Here is a 24,178-nt window from a genome sequence, read left to right on the forward strand (position 1 = left end):
GTAGCCAAAGCTTTTCTATAAGGGACTTTTTATTAACCAGGCACTCAATTAACACATTAAGCGCTAATACCGGCTAGTAGGTAACGGCTATATCAGTCGATATCTACGCCTTTATGTTAGGCGTTACTCGTATCGTAGGGCGCTGATCGGGTTCGCTCTTGCAACCTTGATAGAATTACTTGCCACAGTAACCCAAGCGATAAGCAGGGCAAACACACCTGAGATTGCACACAAGAATACGATAAAGCTGGTATCGATACGATAAACAAAGACTTCCAGCCAATCGACCATAAAGTAAAACGCAATTGGCCAAGCGACAAGACAAGCAATAAATACCGGCTTTGAAAAGCTCAACACCAACATTTTCACTATATCAAAGACACTGGCACCCATAACCTTACGTATACCGATTTCCTTAGTACGTCGCGTCGCAGTAAAACTAGCCAAACCAAATAAACCAAGGCACGCTACAAAGATGGCTAACCCAGAAAACGCAGCAAATAATTTCGCTTCACCTTGTTCTTGTTGATACAGTTCAGCGATATCGTCTTCGACAAACGAATAAGCAAATGGAATGCTTGGTACTTGTTGCTTCCATAGGACTTCAGCATCCTGTTTTAACGTTTCAGGAGAACCATTGAAGCGCATACTGATACTGCCACCAAAATTTGCTGAAAGAGGGTAAACTTCAGGGCGAATGGTAGAGCGTAAACTATCAAAATGAATGTCTTCAACTACGCCAATAACAACAAGTTCAACGTACAAGTCTTCACCAACATCACCTCGTGCGGTAATTAATACTTTACCTATGGCTTGTTCTGGTGTGCCAAGACCTAAACGTTTTAACGCGGACTCATTAACAACGATAGAGCCTTGGAATGCCTCTCCTTCACGTAATTGTTCGGTTGTTGGACCAACATCGTTGCGATCTTTGTCGTACGTGCGACCGGCTAATACATTGATTTGATAGGTTTCGAAAAAGTTATAACCGACATCTCGTTGGCCAATGATAACAGCATCTTCAGCAGGAATATCAGGGGTACGCATCATGGTGTTATTTTCGTTGCTGTTACCTGGTGTTTCATTCGAATAGGTTACCGAGGTAACTTGCGGATGCTTTTCAAGTTCATTAATAAGGACTTCGCGTTTTTCACTGGCAGCCTCGCGACCAACACGGAACATCACCATAACGTTTTCTTTGTTATAGCCAGCGTCCATTTTTAACGCGTATTGCATTTGTGAATAGACCACAGCAGTAGCCACAAATAAACCGATAGATACCGCAAACTGGATCACAACCAGGCTGGCACGCAGTTTTAAAGACGCTTTAGTTTCAGCAGATTTATTGGCTTTCAATACTTTTGCCGGACGGAAACTCGACAAAATGAATGCAGGGTATAATCCACTTAGCACACCAACAACTAATGCCAAACCAGATAAACGCAATAAATTCGACGGTGAGTAGTCAAGAGTTAGATTTTTATTTAGCACCTCATTGTAAACAGGTAGGGTAAGCTCTACTAACGCGAATGCTAGGGCAAACGCAAACAAAGTTAACAGTACCGATTCACCTAAAAACTGCAGGATCAAATCCGTTTTTGATGCACCCATAACCTTTCTTAACGATACTTCTTTAGCTCGCTTACTTGCTTGCGCTGTCGATAGATTCATAAAGTTAATGGCGGCGATAAGCAATATCAACACAGCGATAGCGGAAAATGTTACCACCATGGTTTGGTTACCTTGCGGGCGCATTTCACCAAAACCAATCGAGTTTAGATGCAGATCCTTAATGTTCATGGCGCTTAGTTTTAGAAAATCAGACGCTTTAGCATCGTCGCCACCAATTGGCATTTTTGGAAAGTTGTTATTCGCAAAGGTATCGTATTCTGCGTTGATGGTATCTAAATCACTGGCCTGTTTAGTGGTGAAATAAAGCTGCGCATTAACAGAAAACCAAGCATGAAACATGTAATTTTGATCTTGCCAGTCTTTTTCATCAATCAACACCAATATTGGTAAATCCAATTGGCTGTTATCTGGGGTATCTTCAATAATCGCCGCAACCTTGTAATCGCGCTGAAAATGATCGAAATCCAGGCTCAATACTTTACCTATGGCTTGTTCTTGGTCAAAGAATTTGTTCGCCATAGTTTCGCTTAAAACAATAGAGTGGTTGTCCGATAGGGCTGCTCGAATATCACCAGCAAGCACTTTAACGTCAAATATATTCACAAAGTCAGCATCGACAAGTTTTGCTTGCTCAATAAACACCTTGTCACCATAACTCATTGTTGGGCGCCAGTTACCGATACGGGTTGCGTGTTCTATTTGCGCAAAATCCTTTTTCAAGGCATGAATCAACGGACCAGGTGAGGTCACTGCATGCATAGGGTCTCGGCCCGGTATATTAAAGGTAATATGCGAGCGATGGATACGGTCTGCTTTTTGCCAAAACTCGTCATAATTAGTTTCATGTTTAACGTAAAGCATGATCATTACACACGCCGCCAAACCAATGGCTAAGCCAAATACATTGATGGCACTAAACAACTTGTTGTTGACCATATTACGCCATGCGGTGGTTAAGTAATTCATTAATAACATAGTTATAATCCTTTATTGTTATACAACAGCTTTAAGCTCTTGAGGTAGGATCTTGCCATCAAGTAAATTAACGATACGACTGGCATATTCCGCATGAGAAGGAGAGTGAGTCACCATAATGATGGTGGTACCTTCTTTATTAAGTTGTTGCAACATTTCCATCACTTCACGACCGTGTTCACTATCAAGGTTACCGGTTGGCTCATCGGCAAGGATGATACTTTGGTCACCAACAACCGCTCTGGCCACAGCCACACGTTGTTGTTGACCACCAGATAACTGACTCGGCATGTGTTTAGCACGATGATCAATACCGACTTTCGCCAATACTTCATTGACGCGCTTTTTACGCTCTTGTTTTGAAATGTCATGATAAAGCAGGGCAAGTTCTACGTTTTCTTCCACGCTTAATTCATCAATTAAGTTAAAACTTTGAAAAATAAAGCCAACATGTTGTTTGCGGATATTGGCCAATAAGCTTTCTGAGTATTTGGCAATATCTTCGCCATCAAAAAAATAGCTGCCATCGCTGGCGGTATCTAACATGCCAATAGTATTAAGAAGCGTTGATTTTCCACAACCACTCGGTCCCATAATAGCAACAAACTCACCGCGCTTTATTTCTAGGTTAATTTTATTTAATGCGGTTGTTTCTACGTCTTCGGTTTGAAAGCGTTTGCTTAAGTTTTCTAGATGTAACATAGTGATATCCCTTTTAATTTTTAGTCATTCGTTAATTTGATTAAGATTTAAGATTTAAGCGACTCATGTCGATAAAACTGGAGTAAGGAGAGGTTATGACTTGCTCGCCCACCTCAAGTCCTTCAATAACTTCAATAAAGCGGTTGTTGCGTCGACCTAACTTCACAGCGCGTTTAACCGCGTGCTCACCGTCTTGGCTGACAACAAAGATCCACGAGCCGCCGGTATCTTGATAAAAAGCACCATTAGGGATCAAAGCGACATGGCTTGGATCACCAAGGGTTAATTTAGTTTGCAAAGATTGACCGCGACGGATGCCGCTAGGTTGATTTTCATCAAAGGTTAAATCGATACGGAACTGGCCGTTGTTTACTTGTGGGTAAATCTTGGCGATTGTCAGGCCATAATTGGTGCCATTACGGGTAATGGTTGCGATTTGCCCTAAATCAACACGCTCTAAATAAAACTCATCAACCATAGCCTGAAGTTTAAACGACGATGGGTCGTCGATTTGACCAATGCGCTCACCGCGTTGAATCGACTGACCAACTTCGATGTTAAAACCCGATAACTTGCCGACAACAGGCGCTTTCATATTTAGGTTGTCCATATTGGCTCGAGCAAACTGCAAACTTTCTTCAAGGCGATGGCCAGTCTCTTGTAGAAACTGTAATTGTTGTGCTTGCATTAACGCGTCGGTTTCTTGGCTTTCAAGCGTCACTTGACGACGATTGATGTAGTACTCCAGAAGATCTTCATTCTCACGCAGTGCGTTATCAGAAATGCTGCCTTTTTCAAATACTACGCGTTCACGCTGTACTTGACGGGTAAGACGTTTTATTTGGTAATCAATCTCAATCAGGTTGCGCTTATGGCTAAGCTTGTTTTGCTCTAACGACAATTCGATACTGCGCATGTTATTGAGCTGCTCGGTAACCGCAGCTTCATTGCGCATAACATCAAGCTGCAATTGGGTATTTGATAATTGCACAATGGCTTGACCTTGCTCGACCATCGCGCCATCTTCAATTAACACTTTCTCAACACGACCACCTTCGACCGCGTCAAGATAAACGGTTTTTAAAGGGGTAACTTTTGAGCGGATTGGAATAAAGTCTTCAAAGGTGCCGTACGATACTTTCGATACAGTTATATTTTGCTGCTCAATGGCAAGCGACTTACCCGACGTTTGCGCCGAATACAGTTTAGAAATCACCGCAACTGAGGCGATGATTAGGACGATGAAGGCAATCTTGCCCCAAGGTTTTGCTTTTCTTTCTATTTTTCTATCCATGTCGTTAACTTCTAGCTGTAGAGTAAAACTAATATTGGTGATTGCCTGTTGGCATAATTCACTAACCATTAGCTGTAGTTACTTACAATAGAGCAGGTAACGTGCCAACATTTTAAATCGTTGATATTAAAGGGGTAGATAGAATGGGCAGGGTGAATTTTAATCATATCAATTACAAGTAGTTAACAAATATGACTAAGTGTTAGCGAAATTTACCAAATGTAATTTTAGGTTGAATTATCAAAGCTGTTTTGTAAGGTGCAGTGTTGTATAACGGCATCAAAATCGATGAATTACCGATTTACAGATACAAAAAAGGCGGGATAAACCCGCCTTATTTTTTATGCTGACTAAGAATTAGAACTCAGCGGTTTTTGGCGCGCGAGGGAACGGGATAGTATCACGTACATTACTGATACCAGTTGCATAAGCAACCAAACGTTCAAAACCAAGACCAAAACCAGCATGAGGTACTGTGCCGTAGCGACGTAAATCGCGGTACCAACTATAATCTTCCTTATCTAAGCCCATTTCTTCAAGACGAGCATCGAGTACGTCTAAACGTTCTTCACGTTGAGAGCCACCAATGATTTCACCAATTCCTGGGGCAAGTACATCCATTGCTGCAACGGTTTTACCGTCGTCATTCAAACGCATGTAGAAGGCTTTGATGTCTTTCGGGTAGTTTTGCAATACCACTGGACCACCAACGTGCTCTTCAGAAAGGTAACGCTCGTGCTCAGAGTTTAGGTCAACACCCCATTCAACTTTGTTTTCGAACTTCTTGCCTGAGTTAAGCAAAATATCGATGGCATCGGTATAGTCCATGCGTACAAAGTCAGAGTTAACCACAGAGTTTAAGCGATCAACCACGGTTTTATCGACACGTTGTTGGAAGAAGGCGATGTCATCAGCACGTTCTTCAAGTACGGCTTTAAAGACATAACGCAGCATTTCTTCGGCTAACGTTGCCGCATCGCTTAGGTCGGCAAACGCGATCTCCGGCTCAACCATCCAAAACTCTGCCAAATGACGAGAGGTGTTTGAGTTTTCCGCACGGAAAGTAGGACCAAAGGTGTAAACCTTTGAAAGGGCACATGCGTAGGTTTCAACGTTCAGTTGTCCTGATACGGTTAAGAAGGTTTCTTTACCAAAAAAGTCTTCTTTATAATCGATGGCACCTTTTTCGTCGCGAGGTAGGTTTTCCATGTCTAACGTTGAAACACGGAACATCTCACCAGCACCTTCGGTATCTGAACCGGTAATTAACGGCGTCGCAATCCAGTAGTAACCTTTTTGATGCATAAAGCGGTGAATCGCTTGTGCTAAACAGTTACGCACACGTGTTACTGCGCCACCAATATTGGTACGGGCACGAAGGTGTGCGTGTTCGCGTAGAAATTCAATCGAATGACGTTTGGCTGCCATTGGGTAAGTCTCTGGGTCATCTACCAAACCAAGCACCTTAACGTTGGTTGCTTGGATTTCGAAAGATTGACCTTTACCTTGAGACTCGACCAAGATACCCGATACTTCAACCGAACTACCTGTTGTTAGCTTTAATACTTCATTTTCATAATTATCAAGGTCATTTGGCACAACCGCCTGAATAGGATCGAAACACGATCCATCATGAATGGCTAGAAAAGAAATACCGGCTTTGGAATCACGACGAGTACGGATCCAGCCTTGGACTGTAACGGTTTCACCAACTGGTGATTTGCCCGCTAACACATCAGTAATTGAAGCAACTGACATTATTGACCTCGTTAGATAAATTTATGAAAATAGGTTTAATTTAGTTAAGAGTGAGTAGTTTACCTATGGTAGCCACTAACTCAAGTAAATGTTGTCGTTATAACGCGATTTTTTAGTAATTTGTTGTAAAAATCATCATTTTAACTGGCTTTATTGCTTTAGCCTTTGTTAAACACCGCATCATCATCGATCACCTGACATAACGCCTTGGTTAGCTGCGCCAATTGTTGGTCACTGATCACAAATGGCGGCATGATATATATTAATTTACCAAAAGGTCTTATCCAAACGCCATGTTCAATAAATTTTTGTTGAATAATCGCCATATCAACAGGGTAGTTTGCTTCAATAACACCAATTGCCCCTAATACCCGAGCATTAGCGACATTTGCATGATCATTTAACGGCAATAGTGCCTGTTTTAATGACGCTTCAATGTGTTGTACCTTGGTTTGCCAATCCGTTGTCATAAGAATGTCTAGACTGGCATTTGCTGCCGCGCACGCCAAAGGGTTGCCCATAAAGGTCGGCCCATGCATAAACACACCGGCATCACCTTCACTGATGGTGTTTGCCACGTCCGCGCTGCAAAGCGTCGCGGCTAATGTCATATAGCCACCGGTGATGGCTTTGCCTAAACACATGATGTCCGGGCTAATGTTGGCGTGTTCACACGCAAACAGCTTACCGGTTCTTCCAAATCCGGTGGCAATTTCATCGGCAATAAGCAAGATACCGTATTGATCACATAAAGCGCGGCATTGGCGTAGGTATTCTGGATGATAAAAGCGCATTCCGCCAGCGCCTTGTACTACAGGCTCTAGTATAAGAGCCGCTATCGACTCGTGATGCTCATCTAACTGTTGTTTAAGCGAGGCGATATCACTGTCATCCCAGCGTTGGTCGAAGCCTATTTGCGGCGCATCGGCAAACACGTTTTTGGCAATAAAACCACTAAACAACTGGTGCATACCGTTTACTGGATCGCACACTGACATGGCGGCAAAGGTATCGCCATGATAGCCATTCTTAATCGTGATGAATTTGGCTTTGTTAGCTTTGCCTAAACTGTGCTGATATTGAATCGCCATTTTCATTGCAACTTCGACCGCAACTGAGCCACTATCGGCGAGAAATACTTTATCCAGTCCGTCAGGGGTCATGTCAACCAACTTTTGACCGAGTTCGATAGCAGCTTCATGGGTTAACCCGCCAAACATAACGTGGGAAAATTTATCAACTTGTGTTTTGATGGCGTTATTGATGATCGGGTGATTATAACCGTGAACAACGGACCACCAAGACGACATACCGTCGATAACTTTAGTTGGTTTATCCAACCCTTGGCCACAAAGCGTTAGATAGACGCCTTCGGCACTCTCTACCATATAAGAAGCTAAAGGTTGCGTCATCGATGTATAAGGATGCCACAAATGGTTTTGATCAAAACGTAATAATTCTGTATATTTTTTATTCATTGGTAAACAAATGCCGAGCTTAATAGTTGACAGCTTAGGTAAGAGGGCTAGACTAGCGCCTTATAAAAGCAATTGCAATATTCTCAAACAAACACAGCTAAACGCGCTAAATACAGTGAATATGTGTATTGCATTACAACGATAAATTATTACCCAGGGGTACATTCCGCTATGTCCACACATTCTGATATTCGCAACAACTGGACGCTTGCTCAAGTTAATGCATTGTTTGACATGCCTTTTAACGATTTAATGTTTCAAGCGCAAACTGTTCATCGTCAACACTTTAACCCTAATGAAGTGCAAGTTAGTACCTTGTTGTCGATAAAAACCGGTGCCTGCCCAGAAGATTGTAAATATTGTTCCCAAAGCGCGCGTTACAGTACCGATGTCGATAAAGAAAAACTCATGGAAGTCGAAAAGGTATTAGAAGCAGCGAAAAAAGCGAAAGCGCAAGGTTCGACACGTTTTTGTATGGGTGCCGGTTGGCGTAACCCTAAAAACCGCGATATGCCACATATCGTTAGCATGGTTAAAGGTGTGCGTGAGCTTGGTATGGAAACCTGTATGACGTTAGGTATGTTATCAAAAGAGCAGGCCGATACATTGCAAGAAGCCGGTTTAGATTATTACAACCATAACTTGGATACCTCGCCTGAGCATTATAACCAAATCATCACTACCAGAACCTATCAAGACCGACTTGATACCCTCGACAACGTTCGCAACAGCGGCATGAAAGTGTGTAGTGGTGGTATTGTTGGTCTAGGCGAAAACGCGGTTGATCGCGCCTCGTTATTGATGCAATTAGCAAACTTAGAAAAACACCCTGACAGTGTACCAATTAATATGTTGGTAAAAATCGAAGGCACGCCACTAGCGGATGTTGATGACTTAGATCACTTTGATTTTATCCGTTGTATCGCTGTAGCGCGCATTATGATGCCAAAATCCCATGTACGTCTATCCGCAGGTCGCGAAGCGATGAATGAACAAATGCAAGCCATGTGTTTTATGGCTGGTGCTAATTCAATCTTTTACGGTTGCAAGTTGCTTACCACGGGTAACCCTGAAGCCGACAGTGATATGGCGTTGTTTAAGAAACTTGGCATTAACACTGAACGCGTACAAGCCAGCACCGAAGCTGAGCAAGCGCAGCAAGAAATGGATATTCATACCGCCATTGTTGATCAGAAAAACAAGGACTTGTTTTACAACGCAGGTTAATTATGGCGTTTCATTTTATAGAAAATGCCTTACTGCAATTGCACAAACAAGGGCGTTATCGACAAACAACGACCGTTGCTAATAATGTAGGTCGATTGATCACTATTGATGATCAAGCCTTACTTAATTTTAGCAGTAACGATTACCTTGGCATTGCCAGCAACAGTGACGTTAAAAAAGCGTTTATTGATGTTGTTAATAGCCACGGTAGCGGTTCTGGATCCGCCAGCTTGATAAGTGGTTTTTCGTCGATTCACGCACAGTTGCAAGAACACATCGCAGATTGGTTAGGGCATCCTAAGGCGTTGCTGTTTAACAGCGGTTTCGCAGCCAATAGCGGAGTATTGCACGCACTCGGTCAGCCACAATGTGATTATTTTCTAGATAAATTAAGTCATGCGTCGTTAATTGATGGTGCCTTCTTGTCAAAAGCGCAAAGTAAGCGTTTTTTACACAATGATATGCAACGATTGCAAACCTTACTTAGCCGCTCGACAGCCGACAGCAAAACCGTTGTTGTTGAAGGGGTATACAGTATGGATGGTGACATCGCACCATGTACGGAGATCACAGCGTTATGTAAACAACATGGCGTCAACGTATATGTTGATGATGCGCACGGTATCGGGGTGTTAGGTCCACAAGGTAGTGGTACATTAAATCATTTAGGCGTGAACAAAACAGCGGATGTTATCGAGGTTATTACCTTTGGCAAAGCATTAGGCACTCAAGGTGCGGCATTGGTTGCAAGCGAAGACGTTATCGACTTTGTCACCAATCATAGCCGCGAGTATATTTACTCAACCGCAATGCCAGCGGCATTAGCCGCAGCGACATTAAAAAGTATCGAGATTTGTCAGTCACAACATTGGCGACGAGATAAGTTGCAGAAATTAACACGCGACTTTAAACAAAAACTAGATTCAGACATTACACTCACTGACAGTGATAGCGCCATTATTGGTGTATTATGTGGTAGTGAAGAAAACGCACTTTACTGTCAACAAGCGTTATTGGAGCGAGGCTTTTTTGTTAAAGCAATTCGCCCACCAACCGTTGAAAATGGTAAGTCTAGGTTACGCGTAACTATTAATGCAAACCATAATGATAATGATATCAGTGAGTTAGCAAAACATATAAATGAGGTGTTGGGTTCATGCCTGACAAAGTAAAAAATTCAAAAATCGCTCGTTCGTTTGGTAAATCGAGTAACTCTTACGATAGTTCTGCGCGATTACAGCGCTACAGTGGCCAACAAATTTTGTCATTTCTGCCAGAAGAAGAGCAATTGACTGTTGTTGATTTAGGCTCAGGTACTGGCTTCTTTAGCCATATAATGGTGCAGAAATTTGACGCGGTTTTCGCCGTTGATTTATCAGAAGACATGTTAGAGTTCGCGCGCCAACATCGTGATGAACGTATACGTTGGTTTCATGCTGATATGCACCATTTGCCATTTGATGATCACAGCGTCGATGTGGTTTACTCAAATTTAGCGGTGCAATGGAGCAGCAATTTCTCGGCATTGCTTGAAGAAGTGCACAGAGTACTTAAGCCTGGTGGCCGATTTATTTTTACCACCTTGCTTGATGGTACCTTGAACGAGCTTAAACAAGCCTGGTCGGTTGTCGATTGCGATAAGCATGTCAATGACTTTAAAAGCTTAGAGCATATCGAATCTGACATACACAATAGCTGTTTTAGCGTCAATTCACTGGTTCAGCATCCTTTGCGACTCGATTATCACAGCGTTAAACATTTGGCGTGTGAATTAAAAGGGCTAGGTGCCAATCACGTTGCCGATAAATCTCGTAAAGGTTTATCAGGTCGACATGCATGGCTTAATATGGTCAACGCTTATGAAGCGATATGTGTGGACAATAGCAGTATTGTCGCGACCTACCAGTTATGTTTAGCTCATTTAACCAAACCGTTAACCAGTAAAGCTTAAAACAAAAGCCTTCAATCACTTAGCCCTAAACCATAGGGCTCAAAGAGTAGTAAGCGATGAATCAAAAGTTATTTATTACCGCAACTGACACGGATGCCGGCAAGACGTTGTTTGCCACGGCATTGATCCAAGGCTTAGTGCAGCGCCAGAAAAAGGTTCAGGCATTTAAACCCGTATCTGCTGGCTGTGAGCGTGTCAATGGTGAGCTTGTTAATGGCGATGCCAAGAGTTTATTTTATGCCGCCAATATGGGACAGAGCATACAGTCTATTAATCCAATAGCGTATCAAGAGCCCATTGCCCCACACATTGCCGCAGCCAGCTCTGGTGAGTCGATCACGGTAAGTAAAATCCAACAACATTTTCAATCATTAACGACAAAGCGAGCTGACTTTATCGTTACCGAAGGGGCTGGTGGTTGGCGGTTACCACTAGGCAATGGCGAGTCATTGGCCGAATTTGCTATCGCCGAAGATATGCAAGTCATTATGGTTGTTGGCATGAAACTTGGCTGTTTAAACCACGCGTTATTAACGTATCAAGCGATTAAAGCTGACGGCTTGAACGTTGTCGGTTGGGTAGCAAATCGGTTAACGCAGCCGGCAATGCCCTATATTGAAGAGAATATCGCCGAGTTAACGCGCTTATTTGATGCACCTTTATTGGCTGATATTGGCTACGTAGAAAACGTCGCAGACGCTATAAGTTGTATTCAATATGAATTGCTCGATTCTAGAATTGACACAAGCGCAAATGCATCGCAAAGCTAAATTTAGACTAGGGCACAGCATACACCTCGAATAGCAAAAACAACTGCCGCTAAAGCCAATTTAAAAGCGAGCTTAAAGTCGCACAGCTGCCAAGTTTAAAGGCAGTTGCCAGGTTTGATGTTACAAATTAGTCATATTTATCATCAGGCGTTTTGATTACAATAGCTTTACATATCCGTTACGAATTTATGCGGAGTATTAAAATGAAGCTAACCATGTTTAAAAACAAAGTCCATTTAATCAGTAAGATCATTGTTATTTTAGGTTGCATATCCTTATATACGACCAGCCCAAACGATATCAGTCTTGCGCTTGTCTTTGCTGCTGCCGGTGTCAGTCTATATACCGATTAACCTGACACCTAGCCGAGCAAGGTTATCTATCTTGCTAACTTTGTTGTTATAAATAATTAGTCATCTTTCTTTCTACCTCCCAGTTCCAATGTAAATGCAGCGACGTTGTAAATCACCAAGCGCTGTTGTTATTACCATGTTTATCTTGTATTTAGTTGCCCTTAGCGACAAATTCATCTACAAATTAAAGGGTTAACGAATCTCTTGGAGTGGAGTACTTGGATGGGTATTGAATTTATCGACGGCATATTAGCATTTAATGGTTTTCATGCTGTTAGCTTTGGCATATTGGTGTTATTTGTTGGTAAACGCTTAAATCAAAAAGTTGGCTTTTTACGCGAATTTAGTATTCCAGAGCCGGTTACTGGCGGTATTCTATTTTCGGTTATTTTTACCTTAGTCTATTTAATAGCGGATATCGAAGTAACCTTTGACCTATATTCCAGAGATGTATTGCTGGTCTACTTCTTCACTACCATAGGCATTAACGCCAACCTCAAAGATTTACTTAAAGGCGGCATACCTCTGCTGATTCTGTTAACCGTAACGGTTGGTTATATCTTTGTGCAAAACCTCACCGGTATTACCATTGCGAGGCTATTTGATATGGACTCAGCGGTTGGTGTGCTAGGCGGCAGTGTGTCGTTAATCGGTGGTCACGGTACCGCCATCGCTTGGTCACCAAGAATTGCCTCAGATTATGGCGTAGAAAGCGCCATGGAAATAGGTATTGCATGTGCTACATTCGGTTTGATTTTGGCAAGCTTGATGGGTGGTCCAATTGCGAAATACCTAATTAAAAAACACAATTTAACCCCAAATGAAGAAGATACTTCGCTTAGTACCGACGATGATCCAAAGCACAATAGTAGTATTGATTCTCATGCCTTTCTTGATGCCATATTAGCCATTCATATTTGTGCTTTCTTAGGTATTATTCTAAATGAGGTTATCGAGCAAGCGGGCTTGCAGTTACCGTTATTTGTTACCTGTTTATTTGCCGGTATTATTGTGACTAACATTATGCCGAAGAAATACCCTCGTATTAGTGGTCTTGAATGGCCGAGTCGGTCACCGGCCATTCAATTAATTGCTGACATGTCATTGGGTACCTTCTTAGCGATGTCGTTAATGAGTATGCAATTGTGGGCATTGGTCGACTTAGCCGGTCCAATCATGTCGATTTTATTGGCACAATTTGTGGTGGCGATTTTTATCAATATCTTTATTGTCTTTAAGGTGATGGGCAAAAACTATGATGCCGCGGTGATATGCTCTGGTTTTGGCGGTATTTCGTTGGGCTCTACGCCAACGGCAATGGCAAATATGTCCGCCGTATCGAAACGTTACGGCACATCAACGCTGGCCTTTATCGTTGTTCCTTTGGTCTGTGCGTTCTTTATAGACTTAGCCAACGCACTGATCATACCGTTCTTTTTGAGTAGTTTTTAACGGCTTGGAGATTTTCCTGATTGTTTAAAAATGGTATAAAATTAAGATAGTTAGCGTATCTTATTAAAATAAATCGAGAAGTGTGTAGTCTCTCGAACCAATGATGTTCACTGGAGTGCTATGTATATGACGGGTAGAAGTGTGACGCATAGTTTATGTGCCTTGTGGTTGTTTTTATCAACAGCTACTCAGGCTGCCGACTACGTTGGCACCCAGCAATGTGCAACCTGTCATGAACAGCAAACCAAAGCCTGGCAAGGGTCTCATCATGATCTTGCCATGCGCCATGCCAATCCCGGTGCGGTGCTGGGTGATTTTAGCGATGCCACGCTAAGCTTTAATGGCAAGGAAAATCGCTTTTTCAAACGTGAGCAGCAATATTGGGTTCATATCGAAGGCGCGGATGGTAAGTTTAACGACTATCAGATCAAATACACCTTTGGCATTCACCCATTACAACAATACATGGTTGAATTTGACGATGGCCGGGTACAACTCATTCCATTTGCATGGGATGCAAGAGCCAAATCTGCCGGCGGTCAACGTTGGTTTCACCTATATCCGCAATTTACCGATCATCGAGAAGAGTTTTTTTGGACCAATACCGGGCAAAATTGGAATTACATGTGTGCCGATTGCCACTCAACCAATGTAAAAAAGAACTTTGACGCAAAAACAAATACCTATAACACCACATTCGATGAAATAAACGTTGGTTGTGAAGCCTGTCACGGTCCAGCTAGTGAACATATTACCTGGAGCCAAACGCAAGATAAAAATACGCCACTAAAAGGCTTTGATCGCACGGTTGTCAAATCGGTAAGTGAGTGGATAAAACAGGATAACGTTAGCACCTTACAACCAAAATCGATTAATGAAAGCCAACAAACCCTAGTTTGCGCGCAATGTCATAGTCGTCATGTACAAATCAGCGGTGAAGACCATGTAAGCAATAAAGAGCTGGGGCAACGCTATATCCTAAGTTTAATTAACGCTGCGTTATATTACCCTGATGGGCAGATATATGATGAAAACTATGTCTATGGTTCATTTTTACAAAGTAAGATGAGTGCCAAAGGTGTGGTGTGCAGTAATTGTCACGATCCCCATAGCGCTAAGCTGATAATGCCGCAAGAAGTTGTATGTCTGCAGTGTCATGAATCTCAAACATACAACGATACTGCGCATCACAAACACCCTAAGGACAGCGCTGGTAGCCAGTGTGTAAATTGCCACATGGCAGAGACCACCTATATGCAAATAGACCCCAGACGGGATCACGGTTGGCACATCCCAAGACCGGACTTTGCCGTAAACCTCGGAGTCAAAGATACCTGTCTTGATTGTCATGACGATAAAAACAGCCAATGGTCGTTAGAGCAGGTCAATAATTGGTACCCCAATTCTGTCATCACCAGTGAACGCCACTTTGCCCCGGTATTTGCTGCAGCGGATGTGGGCATGCCGCAAGCGGCGGATGCCTTATCTCATGTATCGCAAAATAAACAAAATGCCAACATCATTCGCGCCTCTGCACTCGAACGTATGGCAGCCTTTAATAATACCAATACCATGATAGCCATTGCGCGTGGGGTAAAAGATCCTGATAGTAACATTCGGTTTGGTGCCATTCGCGGTGCTGCTGGACTTGAGTTAAATAAACTGTGGCGAATCATAGCGCCATTATTAGACGACAAGGTACTAGCAGTACGAGCTGAAGCCGCCTATAGCTTAGTACGTTTTTGGTCGCAATTATCCAATGAACAACGACAACAAATGACCCCAGCACTTGATGACTACATTAAACTGCAAGAATATAATCGCGATCGAGGTTTTGCTTATTCAAATTTGGGCACCGTATATAGTTATCAAGGCGATATGGAAAAGTCTGAGCAGATGTTTTTGGCGGGCATTAAACAAGAACCTGTTTTTGCCGGATCCTACATTAACTTAGCTGAAGTATATCGTCGCCAAAATCCAAATGGCGCACATCAAAAGTCGATAGAGGTGTTAGAGCAAGGGCTTGCAGCGGTGCCACGCAATGCCGAAATACCCTATAATCTAGGACTGGCCAATATTCGAGCGCAACAAAAAACCAAAGCCAATCAATATTTTCAAATGGCGGTCGAACGAGAACCTAACAATGGTCAATACCTTTACGTATATGGTTTAAGTTTGGAGCAAACCGACATCAAAAGTGCACAGAACATGCTGCGACAAGCGTTTTTGAACAGTCGCAATCCAGAGCATCTGTATGCGTTGTGCGATATGCAAATTCGTTCCAAAGCATTTGCTGCCAGGCAATGTATTGAAGAGCTAGCGCAATACGCGCCGCAGCAAGTTATTGAACAATTGCAACAAAGGGTGAATTCGCAGTAACGCCATTTAATCGCATAAAACTCTTTATAAAAACGTAATTTTTGAAGATGTTTATGGTTTTTTAGCGAACTCAGCCTTGCTTTGTCTATTATCTATTCTTAATTGTGTTGTAACGTCGTTAATGACGGCTACAACAGTTTGCTATACATCACAGGCGATACGTTATGTTGAACTCTAACAAGAATGAGGTCCTTTCATGTCAGACAGTTATCAAGCGATACTTGAGCTCAAGCAACAAATTCAACAGTCCGTTATTGGTCAAGAACATGTAGTTGACGCGTTACTGTTGGCATTATTGACCAATGGTAATGTCTTATTAGAGGGATTACCGGGTACAGCAAAAACGCGCTCTATTAAAAGCCTTGCCAATACCTTAACGGTGACATTGGGGCGGGTACAATTTACCCCTGATTTGTTGCCTTCTGATGTTACTGGTACCGAAGTGTATCAAGAGGTGGATGGTAAACCAGTTTTGACCTTCCAAAAAGGACCTGTGTTCAATAACTTGTTGTTAGCAGACGAAATAAACCGCTCGCCCGCTAAAGTACAAGCAGCCTTGTTAGAAGCTATGGAGGAAAGACAAATTACAGTCGCAGGTAAGACTTATAAATTACCTGACTTGTTTATGGTATTAGCCACTCAAAACCCAATTGAGCAAGAAGGTACCTATCCGTTACCGGAAGCGCAAATGGATCGCTTCATCATGAAGATCAATCTTGAATACCCTGATGACGTAGCTGAGGCGCAAATTATTAAGCTGGTTCGTTCAGAAGAAAGCAGCGCCAACGACTCAGCAACCACTATAGACCCCGAGCATATATTTAAAGCCAGAGAACAAATCCATAATATTCACATGAGTGATGCCATGGTCGATTATATCGTTGCTATTATTATGGCGACGAGAAAACCGCAACGCTATCAAGACTCACCACTAGATAGTTGGATACAAGTCGGCTCCAGTCCGCGAGCCAGTATTGCCTTAGATAAAGCGGCAAGGGCACATGCTTGGTTAAAGGGCAAAGAGTATGTTGACCCCGATGATGTGCGCAGTATTGTTCATTCTGTTTTGCGCCACCGTTTAAGTTTAAGTTACGACGCCATGGCGGATGGTATCAGCGCAGACAAGGTGATCGATGAAATCCTTAATCAAGTGTCCGTTGCCTAGAGGTTATTACCGTGACTTCTAAAATCTCGCATTCGATTGCTGAAGAAAACATCTATACCAGTATCGAGCAATTACGGCGAATGCAATACCTCGCCAAAGGCTTCTCGTTGCTACCACAACAACCGGTCAACAGTGTATTAGCCGGCCACAATGCTTCAAAATTGCGCGGCAGAGGCTTAAATTTTGAAGAGTTACGGCATTATCGGCCGGGTGATGATATTAGATCCATGGATTGGAAAGTCACTCGTCGCACTGGCAAGCCGCACATAAAAGTCTATACCGAAGAACGCGAACGTAATGTCTATTTGGCAATTGATCAACGCAGTTCAATGTTTTTTGGTAGTACCGGAAAAATGAAATCGGTGATCGCGGCAGAAATTGCTGCTTTGTTTGCCTGGCGCGTGGTTGATTCTGGTGATCGTGTTGGCGCCATTGTTTATAACGACAATAAGCAAAGTTTTATTCCCGCTAAACGGGGAAGAGCGCACGTGGTTAACTTGTTATCTAGCGTGGTGAAACGCAATAACGAACTTAAAGTCGGTAAGTCCAGAGTCGAACCTCAGCAATCATTTGATCACATGTTAGCGAAACTCAGTCAGGTGTGTGGTCAAAATGCACTGGTGGTTTTTATCGGCGACGGCTACGGTTGGAGCGACAGTGCAGAAAGACGGGTTAAATCCATACGCCAGCATAACGAAATCATCTATTGCCATATCAGTGACCACTTGGAGCAACAATTACCCAGCATGTCGCAAATGGTGGTCAGTGATGGAGAAAAACAAATACAGTTTTCCAGCATGGATAAACAGATACAACATAAATACAAAGATAGTTTGCAACAACAACTGAATGCTTACAGTCTGTTTGCGCGCAAATACCGCATTCCATTGATTTCGATTGACACTTTGCAACCCGCTGAAAAGCAATTGTACAAAGCGCTCGGAGGGCAATAACTTGGTTAGTTTTGACGCCCCTTGGGGTAATTACATGTTAAAAGAGCTTGTCGAAACAGCATCTCCTGAGGCGATTAGTTGGTTGCCGCAAACTCCCGGCTGGCTTGCAGTAGCACTGGTACTTTTATTTATATTGAGTAGGGCCGCATACCGAAAACTTATTGATTATAAGCGCAATGCCTATCGACGTGACGCCTTAGCCTGGATTGAGCAATTGCCAACATATCGAGAGGATAACGTGGCAACAGGGTATCGGCAAATCCCCGCATTAATCAAAACCGCTGCGCTGCATCACTTTTCTCGGATAGAAGTAAACAACGTCAAAGATGATGAATGGGAAGTGTGGCTTGATGAGCATTGCCAAAACAGTCGTTTTAGAGAAACTTGCCCTCATTTATTGCGCCAGCTCGCGCACGCGCCAAGACTTGATATTAGTAAGCAGCAAATGCAAACCTTGCTATTGCAAACCGAGAACTGGATCGCAAATCACGGACAACGTCATGCTTGAATTTGCGTACCCATGGGCGTTTGTCTTGCTAGTCATTCCGGTGCTAATTTACTGGTTAGCACCGGCGCATAAAGAACGCAAACATTCAGTGCAGATTCCCTATTTTGTACGACTGGTTAATGTTACGGGCGAAACACCACAAACTGGCGCTGTCATCATCTCTCGAAAAACCTTACAACGTATTATTGTCGCGTTAACATGGCTTTGTTTGGTGGTTGCCATGGCCAAACCTGAAATCATCGGTGCGCCGATAACTCAGGAAAAATCTGCACGAGATTTAATGATCGCCGTCGATTTATCGGGATCTATGTCGGTAGAACATTTCAGCAATGAGCAACAACAAACGGTCGACAGGCTTACGGCGGTAAAACGGGTATTACAGGAATTCGTTCAAAATAGAGAGGGTGATCGTTTAGGCTTGATCTTATTTGGCGATGCGCCTTACCTTCAAGCGCCGTTTACCGATGATATAGATACCTGGATGACCTTACTCAATGAGTCAGATATCGGTATGGCTGGGCCAAGTACGGCGTTTGGCGACGCCATAGGTTTGGCAATTTCGGTGTTTGAAAACTCTGCTACCGAAAATCGCGTGCTGATCGCGTTGACCGATGGCAATGATAACGGTTCGAAGGTGCCACCTGTCGATGCCGCTAAAGTCGCAGCGGCCTACCATATAAAAATATACGCCATTGCAATAGGCGACCCAAGTGCCGTCGGTGAAGAAAAAGTTGATATGGACATCATCAACAAGGTTTCTGACATAACCGGTGGTAAAAGCTATCAAGCCTTAAATCGCGCTGAACTTGAGCAGGTATATCAACAGATTGACGAGCTCGAACCGCAGTTATTTGATTCATTATCATATCGTCCACGTCGTAGCGTTCATTTTTACCCAATCGCATTACTGGCCATAGTATATCTAATGTCCTTGTCGGTGGTTGCTTTCAGAATAAAACGTACGCAAGTGGTCAATGAGGAGGTCAGTTAATATGGATCTCTACGCTGAACTGCTGCGCTTACAATATTTTCATTTTTTACGTCCAATATGGCTATTGTTACTACTACCAATATTTTGGGTGATGCACAGTTTGTATCAACGTGACGACAGTCTCGGTGCATGGCGCGGGCTTATGTCAACGCAAATCTTAGAGCATTTAACCGTTGCCGGTAATAACCAACGTTGGTTTTCTCCCCAGCGCGCTTCGTGGTTGGTCGCGGTGATCATTACCATAATTCTGGCGGGACCAAGTTGGACTCAGCAGCCATCACCATTTACCGAAGATAAATCGGCATTAGTCATTGCCATAGACGTGTCAGAAACCATGCAACAAAGTGACGTACAACCGAGTAGGCTAGTTAGAGCCAAACAAAAGATCAGTGAACTATTAGAACTAAGAGGTGATAGTAACACGGCATTAATCGCCTATTCAGGCAGTGCTCATATTGTTATGCCGGTAACCAATGACAAAGATATGATCTCGCATTTTCTCGATGCGCTTGACACAAACATGATGCCAATTACCGGCAAGGCACCGCAGCAAATTTTGCCCTTAGCAAAAGCATTACTTGAACCAACAGGCGTTCCAGGTACGATTTTACTTATCGGTGACGGTGCAAATGAGCAAGCAACGACCGCGTTTGAGGATTTCTTTAGCAGCAATTCGCATCAATTGATTGTCTGGGCGATAGGGGATGCCAGTAAAATAGACAATATTGAAAGTGGCTCAAGCTTAATACCCATGCAACTTGAACAATTACAGCAATTATCGTCTGCTAAAGGCGGTAGATTAAAGATGATGAGTCATGATCAGTCTGATATCAAACAAGTAAATGGTTATATTAATAATAATTTGGTTATTATCGATGATCAAACCACGCCTTGGTATGACTCTGGCTATCCATTAGTGTTTATTGTCGCCTTTGTGTACTTGCTTTGGTTTCGAAGAGGTTGGACATTGCAATGGTAAACAAGTTACTCAAACTAACCGATCATATTGAATCGATGCTCGCCATTGTAGATAACTGGTGCAAACGACATGCTTTGCTGCGTCGTGTGCGTTCTGAGCGTAACAAATTGGCTTGGTTAACTCTGGCACTTGTGCTGGCTTATGCAGCGTTTAATCCTCATCAATTTAGCAGTTGGTGGTTAACGCGCGATCAACAAGGTCAGTTATTGTTTCAATTTAAACAATATCAGCACGCCGCCAGTAAATTTAGTAACAGCCGTTGGCAGGCATACAGTTTATACGGTGCACAAGAATTTGATAAAGCGGCGATAATATACAGTCAATATACCGACCTAGACGATATGTTGGCACGAGCCAATGCTATGGCACATGCGCAACGTTATGTAGAGGCGCGACAAGTATATACCGCGATATTAGAACAACAGGCAACGCATCTAGGTGCACAACATAACCTAAAAATCGTCCAGGATATTATTGATTCAATCAATTTGATGTCAGAATCTCAACAACCAGAAGAAGGTGATTCACCAAAAGAGTTGGGTGATGAACCACAACGAGCAGAGGGGGCTGAGAAGAAAGAGGCTAGACAGGTGGAAATAGAAACTATGTCTGCTGAGCAATTGTTAAATGATGCCAAGCTAAATGAAATGTGGTTGCGACAAGTGCAAAAAAATCCTGCTCGTTTTTTATCGAATAAATTCCAATCGCAATTAACTAACCAACAAGTCACGAAACCAAGCATTAGCACAAGCTCCGGAGCAGAGGAGACCGAAAATGAATAACTGGTCTCAAATTCTTGTTAGTTTGTTCCTGTGTATATGTTGCTCGCAAACTATGGCTGCAAGCATCGAAGAGTTGCTGCAGCAAGAAAAACTTTTTGTCACCGCAACACTTAAAAATAAACAACCCATTATTGCTAAACAAGCGGTAACGATATTGATCGAATATCAAACGGATAGGTGGTTTGCCAGTGGTAATTCAATCGAAGACTTTGAAATGTCGGGTATTGTTAAGCTATCGTTAGACTCGCAGGCTACCAACAGTTCGGTACGAAAAAATGGCCAAACCTATGCCAGTCAAATCCGAGAGATCACATTATTTCCAATGGAAGCGGGGATTTATGAGCTACCGCCTATTATCGTTAATGTGGCTGTTAATAGTGAACAAGGAGTGGTTAAAGGTCAAGTAACAACCAAGCCCATTGAATTTGAAGTGATATTACCAGAGGCGCTTAACGGCATAGATGAGTATGTTGTCAGTGATAATTTTGAGCTGCAGGTAAGTGGAGAGTTTGAACAGGACAAAGTCTACAAAATAGGTGAAGCGGTTACTCAGCGTTATCAGTTTAAAGCCGCTGGGGTGCCAGCAATGATGTTACCTAAAGCCAAAACAATATCGTTAACCGGTTTAGGGGTATACCGTAATAAGCCGGTTTTAAATGATGAAAATAATCGTAATATATTGACAGGATTCCGTACAGAGCAAGTCAATTTTATCTTTGAAGAAAAAGGCCAATATACAGTCCCAGAGCAAGTGTTTTATTGGTGGAACCTAAGCACTAACCGTCTTGAAACGCAGGTTATTAAGGCACAAAGCTGGTCTGTATCAGAAGAAGTCGTTGCCGGACATAGATCGCAAATTAAATCGCTAAAACACACCCTAATGGACGTCAATTTAATGACGCTTGTTACGGGATTTTTCTTAGCGCTCATTGTGCTCAGTATTTTGTATTGGCTGTATGTTCGTCGACATTGGTTGCAGAGAGCTTATCAGCGCATCACTAAGCTTGGCTATCGTCAACGAAAAGCCCTGTTTTTGACTGCCGTGACTGAACAAAATTTTACTCTTGCCTGCGAGATGCTTTATCAGATAGTTAATAGCCATACAGATTTTCGTCAACAGAGTGTGAAGTCAGCGCCTTTATCTGTCACTTTAGCGGCGATAAGCAATGCAAAAAATCTTGATAAATTGGCCTCTTGTACTGCAGACAAAGAGGCTAACGTGGTACTCAGAGCGCACTTTCGTCAATACAACAACGAACACGCCTTACAGACGGTAGAAAAACTATTGGCAAACGGTTTTGCGCGATCAAGTCAAGTTAGCTCAGTTCAAGAACGTCGCCCCCCCCATAAACAACATACAATCAGCATCAGTGACGCCAAACATTTACTGTCATTGATAGATAATCACAATAAACTTAAGCTGTCGGCAAAACCATCAGCGCCAATCAATATCAATCCGTGTTAGCCACTGGCTGATATTTTATACGGTAGGAAATATTGGCTTTTCAGCGTTGGCTAAACATTGACAGCGCCGTCTTTCACCATTAAAAAATCACCATAAAGCTTATTCTTATAGCAAATGCGGACGATTGCGCTAAGCTTAAAGTCATTCAGCGTTTTCGCTAATAGGAACATAGTGTTAACGCTTAACGTTAATCCAGCTCTCTACGACAAAATCCTTATCTTGGGAGTCACAACAAATGAGGGGTAAGCAGTGAAGTCGACATTTATACATCCTAGTATGCTATACATCATTGGTCTTTTGTTTTTAGTCGGCTGCGAACAACCGCTTGAAAAAAAACGGGTCATTAAAAAAGTCAAAGCGGTACAAATCGGTGCGTTAAGTGGCCTTGAAAAACGTGCATTCCCCGGTAAAGCCAAAGCTGTAGATGAAGCAACCTTGTCTTTTCGAGTATCTGGTCAAGTTGAAACCCTTATCGTTAAATCAGGTGACATGGTCAAAAAGGGCGATGTTATGGCTACCCTTGATGCTACCGATTACCAAAATAGCGTGCGAGTTGCGCAAGGATTGTTGGCTGAAGCCACAGCCGCCAATCAAGATGCTGCGCGAAACTACAGACGTCTATTAGAAATTCAAGAAAAGGAGCCAGGCGTCATTAGTCAATCAATGGTAGATAAAGCCCAAGCTGAAGATGCCATCACATATGCTGCCAAAAATAGCGCCGAAGCATCGCTACAACTTGCCATGGACCAACTTTCATACGCGCAATTACTCGCTCCATTTGATGGCGAAGTCGTGGCAACATACGCAGAAGCGTTTGAAACCATCATTGCTAAGCAGGGTATTTTACGTTTGATAAACAGAAACTCTATGGAGTTTGAGTTTGAAGTTCCAGAACGCTTGATTGGTTATGCCAGTATGGTTGAAGAAGCGCGAGTGGTGTTTGATGTAAACCCGGATGCAAGTTTTGCTGCAACAGTAGTAGAAGTTGGTCGGGAAGCGTCCCGCAGTACCAGGACCTACCCAGTAACGTTAAATTTAGAAGATAACAACGCCATTGAGGTTTTACCTGGTATGGCTGGCAAGGCATACATCAAAGCTACATTGCCTGAAGAGTCTGTCTATACCGGCATCGATATTCCGGCTACCGCATTATTTTCAATAGGCGATATGGAACAAAGCTATGTTTGGGTCGTAAACGAGGGCGTCCTTGAAAAACGTGAAGTCGAAGTGTTACGACCAACAGACTTTGGCATAAAAGTAGCCAGAGGCATTAACCAAGGTGAATGGATCGTTGTCGCAGGGGTTAATTCACTTAGTGAGAATCAACAAGTAAGAATTATGGATGCAACTGAGACTCACTAAGG

20 protein-coding genes are annotated in these 24,178 nt (G+C 42.9%); 15 read left to right on the plus strand and 5 right to left on the minus strand.

Features of this window, described 5'->3' with window-relative positions:
- Positions 1 to 123: 123 nt before the first annotated feature.
- From HII16_RS03075 to bioA, 5 genes are all read right to left on the minus strand, one after another.
- Positions 124 to 2,607 carry an ABC transporter permease gene (locus tag HII16_RS03075; RefSeq protein ID WP_169127390.1) on the minus strand — a complete coding sequence of 828 codons (2,484 nt, stop codon included), beginning with the start codon at positions 2,605 to 2,607 and terminating at the stop codon, positions 124 to 126.
- 18 nt (positions 2,608 to 2,625) lie between these two features.
- A complete protein-coding gene (locus HII16_RS03080; protein WP_169127392.1) occupies positions 2,626 to 3,309 on the minus strand; it encodes an ABC transporter ATP-binding protein in 684 nt (227 codons plus the stop codon).
- A 40-nt stretch (positions 3,310 to 3,349) separates the two neighbouring features.
- Positions 3,350 to 4,672, minus strand: coding sequence for an efflux RND transporter periplasmic adaptor subunit (locus HII16_RS03085; protein ID WP_169127394.1), 1,323 nt, complete (start codon positions 4,670 to 4,672; stop codon positions 3,350 to 3,352).
- A 288-nt stretch (positions 4,673 to 4,960) separates the two neighbouring features.
- Complete coding sequence (asnS, locus tag HII16_RS03090; RefSeq protein WP_169127396.1) at positions 4,961 to 6,361, minus strand: asparagine--tRNA ligase; 1,401 nt, start codon at positions 6,359 to 6,361, stop codon at positions 4,961 to 4,963.
- A gap of 158 nt (positions 6,362 to 6,519) precedes the next feature.
- On the minus strand, positions 6,520 to 7,839 hold the full coding sequence (gene bioA, locus HII16_RS03095; RefSeq protein WP_169127398.1) for an adenosylmethionine--8-amino-7-oxononanoate transaminase: 1,320 nt from the start codon (positions 7,837 to 7,839) through the stop codon (positions 6,520 to 6,522).
- A gap of 171 nt (positions 7,840 to 8,010) precedes the next feature.
- Between bioA and bioB the strand changes: the two genes are divergently transcribed.
- From bioB to HII16_RS03170, 15 genes are all read left to right on the plus strand, one after another.
- The gene (gene bioB / locus HII16_RS03100; protein ID WP_169127400.1) at positions 8,011 to 9,066 is read left to right on the plus strand and encodes a biotin synthase BioB; all 1,056 of its coding nucleotides are present in this window, start codon (positions 8,011 to 8,013) and stop codon (positions 9,064 to 9,066) included.
- A 2-nt stretch (positions 9,067 to 9,068) separates the two neighbouring features.
- Positions 9,069 to 10,238: an 8-amino-7-oxononanoate synthase gene (locus HII16_RS03105; protein ID WP_169127402.1), complete on the plus strand. Its 1,170-nt coding sequence runs from the start codon at positions 9,069 to 9,071 to the stop codon at positions 10,236 to 10,238.
- The gene (gene bioC / locus HII16_RS03110; protein WP_169127405.1) at positions 10,223 to 11,017 is read left to right on the plus strand and encodes a malonyl-ACP O-methyltransferase BioC; all 795 of its coding nucleotides are present in this window, start codon (positions 10,223 to 10,225) and stop codon (positions 11,015 to 11,017) included. The genes HII16_RS03105 and bioC overlap by 16 nt, the downstream gene beginning before the upstream one ends.
- Before the next feature lie 56 nt (positions 11,018 to 11,073).
- Positions 11,074 to 11,787 carry a dethiobiotin synthase gene (gene bioD, locus HII16_RS03115; protein ID WP_169127407.1) on the plus strand — a complete coding sequence of 238 codons (714 nt, stop codon included), beginning with the start codon at positions 11,074 to 11,076 and terminating at the stop codon, positions 11,785 to 11,787.
- Positions 11,788 to 11,990: 203 nt separating this feature from the next.
- Positions 11,991 to 12,140: a hypothetical protein gene (locus tag HII16_RS03120; RefSeq protein WP_169127409.1), complete on the plus strand. Its 150-nt coding sequence runs from the start codon at positions 11,991 to 11,993 to the stop codon at positions 12,138 to 12,140.
- A gap of 222 nt (positions 12,141 to 12,362) precedes the next feature.
- Positions 12,363 to 13,592 carry a sodium/glutamate symporter gene (gene gltS, locus HII16_RS03125; protein ID WP_211183380.1) on the plus strand — a complete coding sequence of 410 codons (1,230 nt, stop codon included), beginning with the start codon at positions 12,363 to 12,365 and terminating at the stop codon, positions 13,590 to 13,592.
- A 141-nt stretch (positions 13,593 to 13,733) separates the two neighbouring features.
- On the plus strand, positions 13,734 to 15,971 hold the full coding sequence (locus HII16_RS03130; protein ID WP_348981381.1) for a multiheme c-type cytochrome: 2,238 nt from the start codon (positions 13,734 to 13,736) through the stop codon (positions 15,969 to 15,971).
- A gap of 196 nt (positions 15,972 to 16,167) precedes the next feature.
- Positions 16,168 to 17,136: a MoxR family ATPase gene (locus HII16_RS03135; protein ID WP_169127413.1), complete on the plus strand. Its 969-nt coding sequence runs from the start codon at positions 16,168 to 16,170 to the stop codon at positions 17,134 to 17,136.
- Between the two features lie 11 nt (positions 17,137 to 17,147).
- On the plus strand, positions 17,148 to 18,089 hold the full coding sequence (locus tag HII16_RS03140; RefSeq protein ID WP_348981382.1) for a DUF58 domain-containing protein: 942 nt from the start codon (positions 17,148 to 17,150) through the stop codon (positions 18,087 to 18,089).
- 34 nt (positions 18,090 to 18,123) lie between these two features.
- The gene (locus tag HII16_RS03145) at positions 18,124 to 18,597 is read left to right on the plus strand and encodes a DUF4381 domain-containing protein (protein WP_169127415.1); all 474 of its coding nucleotides are present in this window, start codon (positions 18,124 to 18,126) and stop codon (positions 18,595 to 18,597) included.
- Positions 18,590 to 19,588: a VWA domain-containing protein gene (locus tag HII16_RS03150; RefSeq protein ID WP_169127417.1), complete on the plus strand. Its 999-nt coding sequence runs from the start codon at positions 18,590 to 18,592 to the stop codon at positions 19,586 to 19,588. The genes HII16_RS03145 and HII16_RS03150 overlap by 8 nt, the downstream gene beginning before the upstream one ends.
- Position 19,589: 1 nt before the next feature.
- Positions 19,590 to 20,567, plus strand: a complete 978-nt coding sequence (locus tag HII16_RS03155) for a VWA domain-containing protein (RefSeq protein WP_169127419.1) — start codon at positions 19,590 to 19,592, stop codon at positions 20,565 to 20,567.
- A complete protein-coding gene (locus tag HII16_RS03160; protein WP_169127421.1) occupies positions 20,561 to 21,349 on the plus strand; it encodes a hypothetical protein in 789 nt (262 codons plus the stop codon). Before HII16_RS03155 ends, HII16_RS03160 begins: the two co-directional genes overlap by 7 nt.
- The gene (locus tag HII16_RS03165) at positions 21,342 to 22,814 is read left to right on the plus strand and encodes a BatD family protein (protein WP_169127423.1); all 1,473 of its coding nucleotides are present in this window, start codon (positions 21,342 to 21,344) and stop codon (positions 22,812 to 22,814) included. The genes HII16_RS03160 and HII16_RS03165 overlap by 8 nt, the downstream gene beginning before the upstream one ends.
- Before the next feature lie 249 nt (positions 22,815 to 23,063).
- Positions 23,064 to 24,176, plus strand: coding sequence for an efflux RND transporter periplasmic adaptor subunit (locus HII16_RS03170; protein ID WP_169127425.1), 1,113 nt, complete (start codon positions 23,064 to 23,066; stop codon positions 24,174 to 24,176).
- Positions 24,177 to 24,178: the final 2 nt, after the last annotated feature.

The sequence above is a fragment of the Thalassotalea sp. Y01 genome (assembly GCF_012932945.1).
Classification (GTDB): domain Bacteria; phylum Pseudomonadota; class Gammaproteobacteria; order Enterobacterales; family Alteromonadaceae; genus Thalassotalea_A.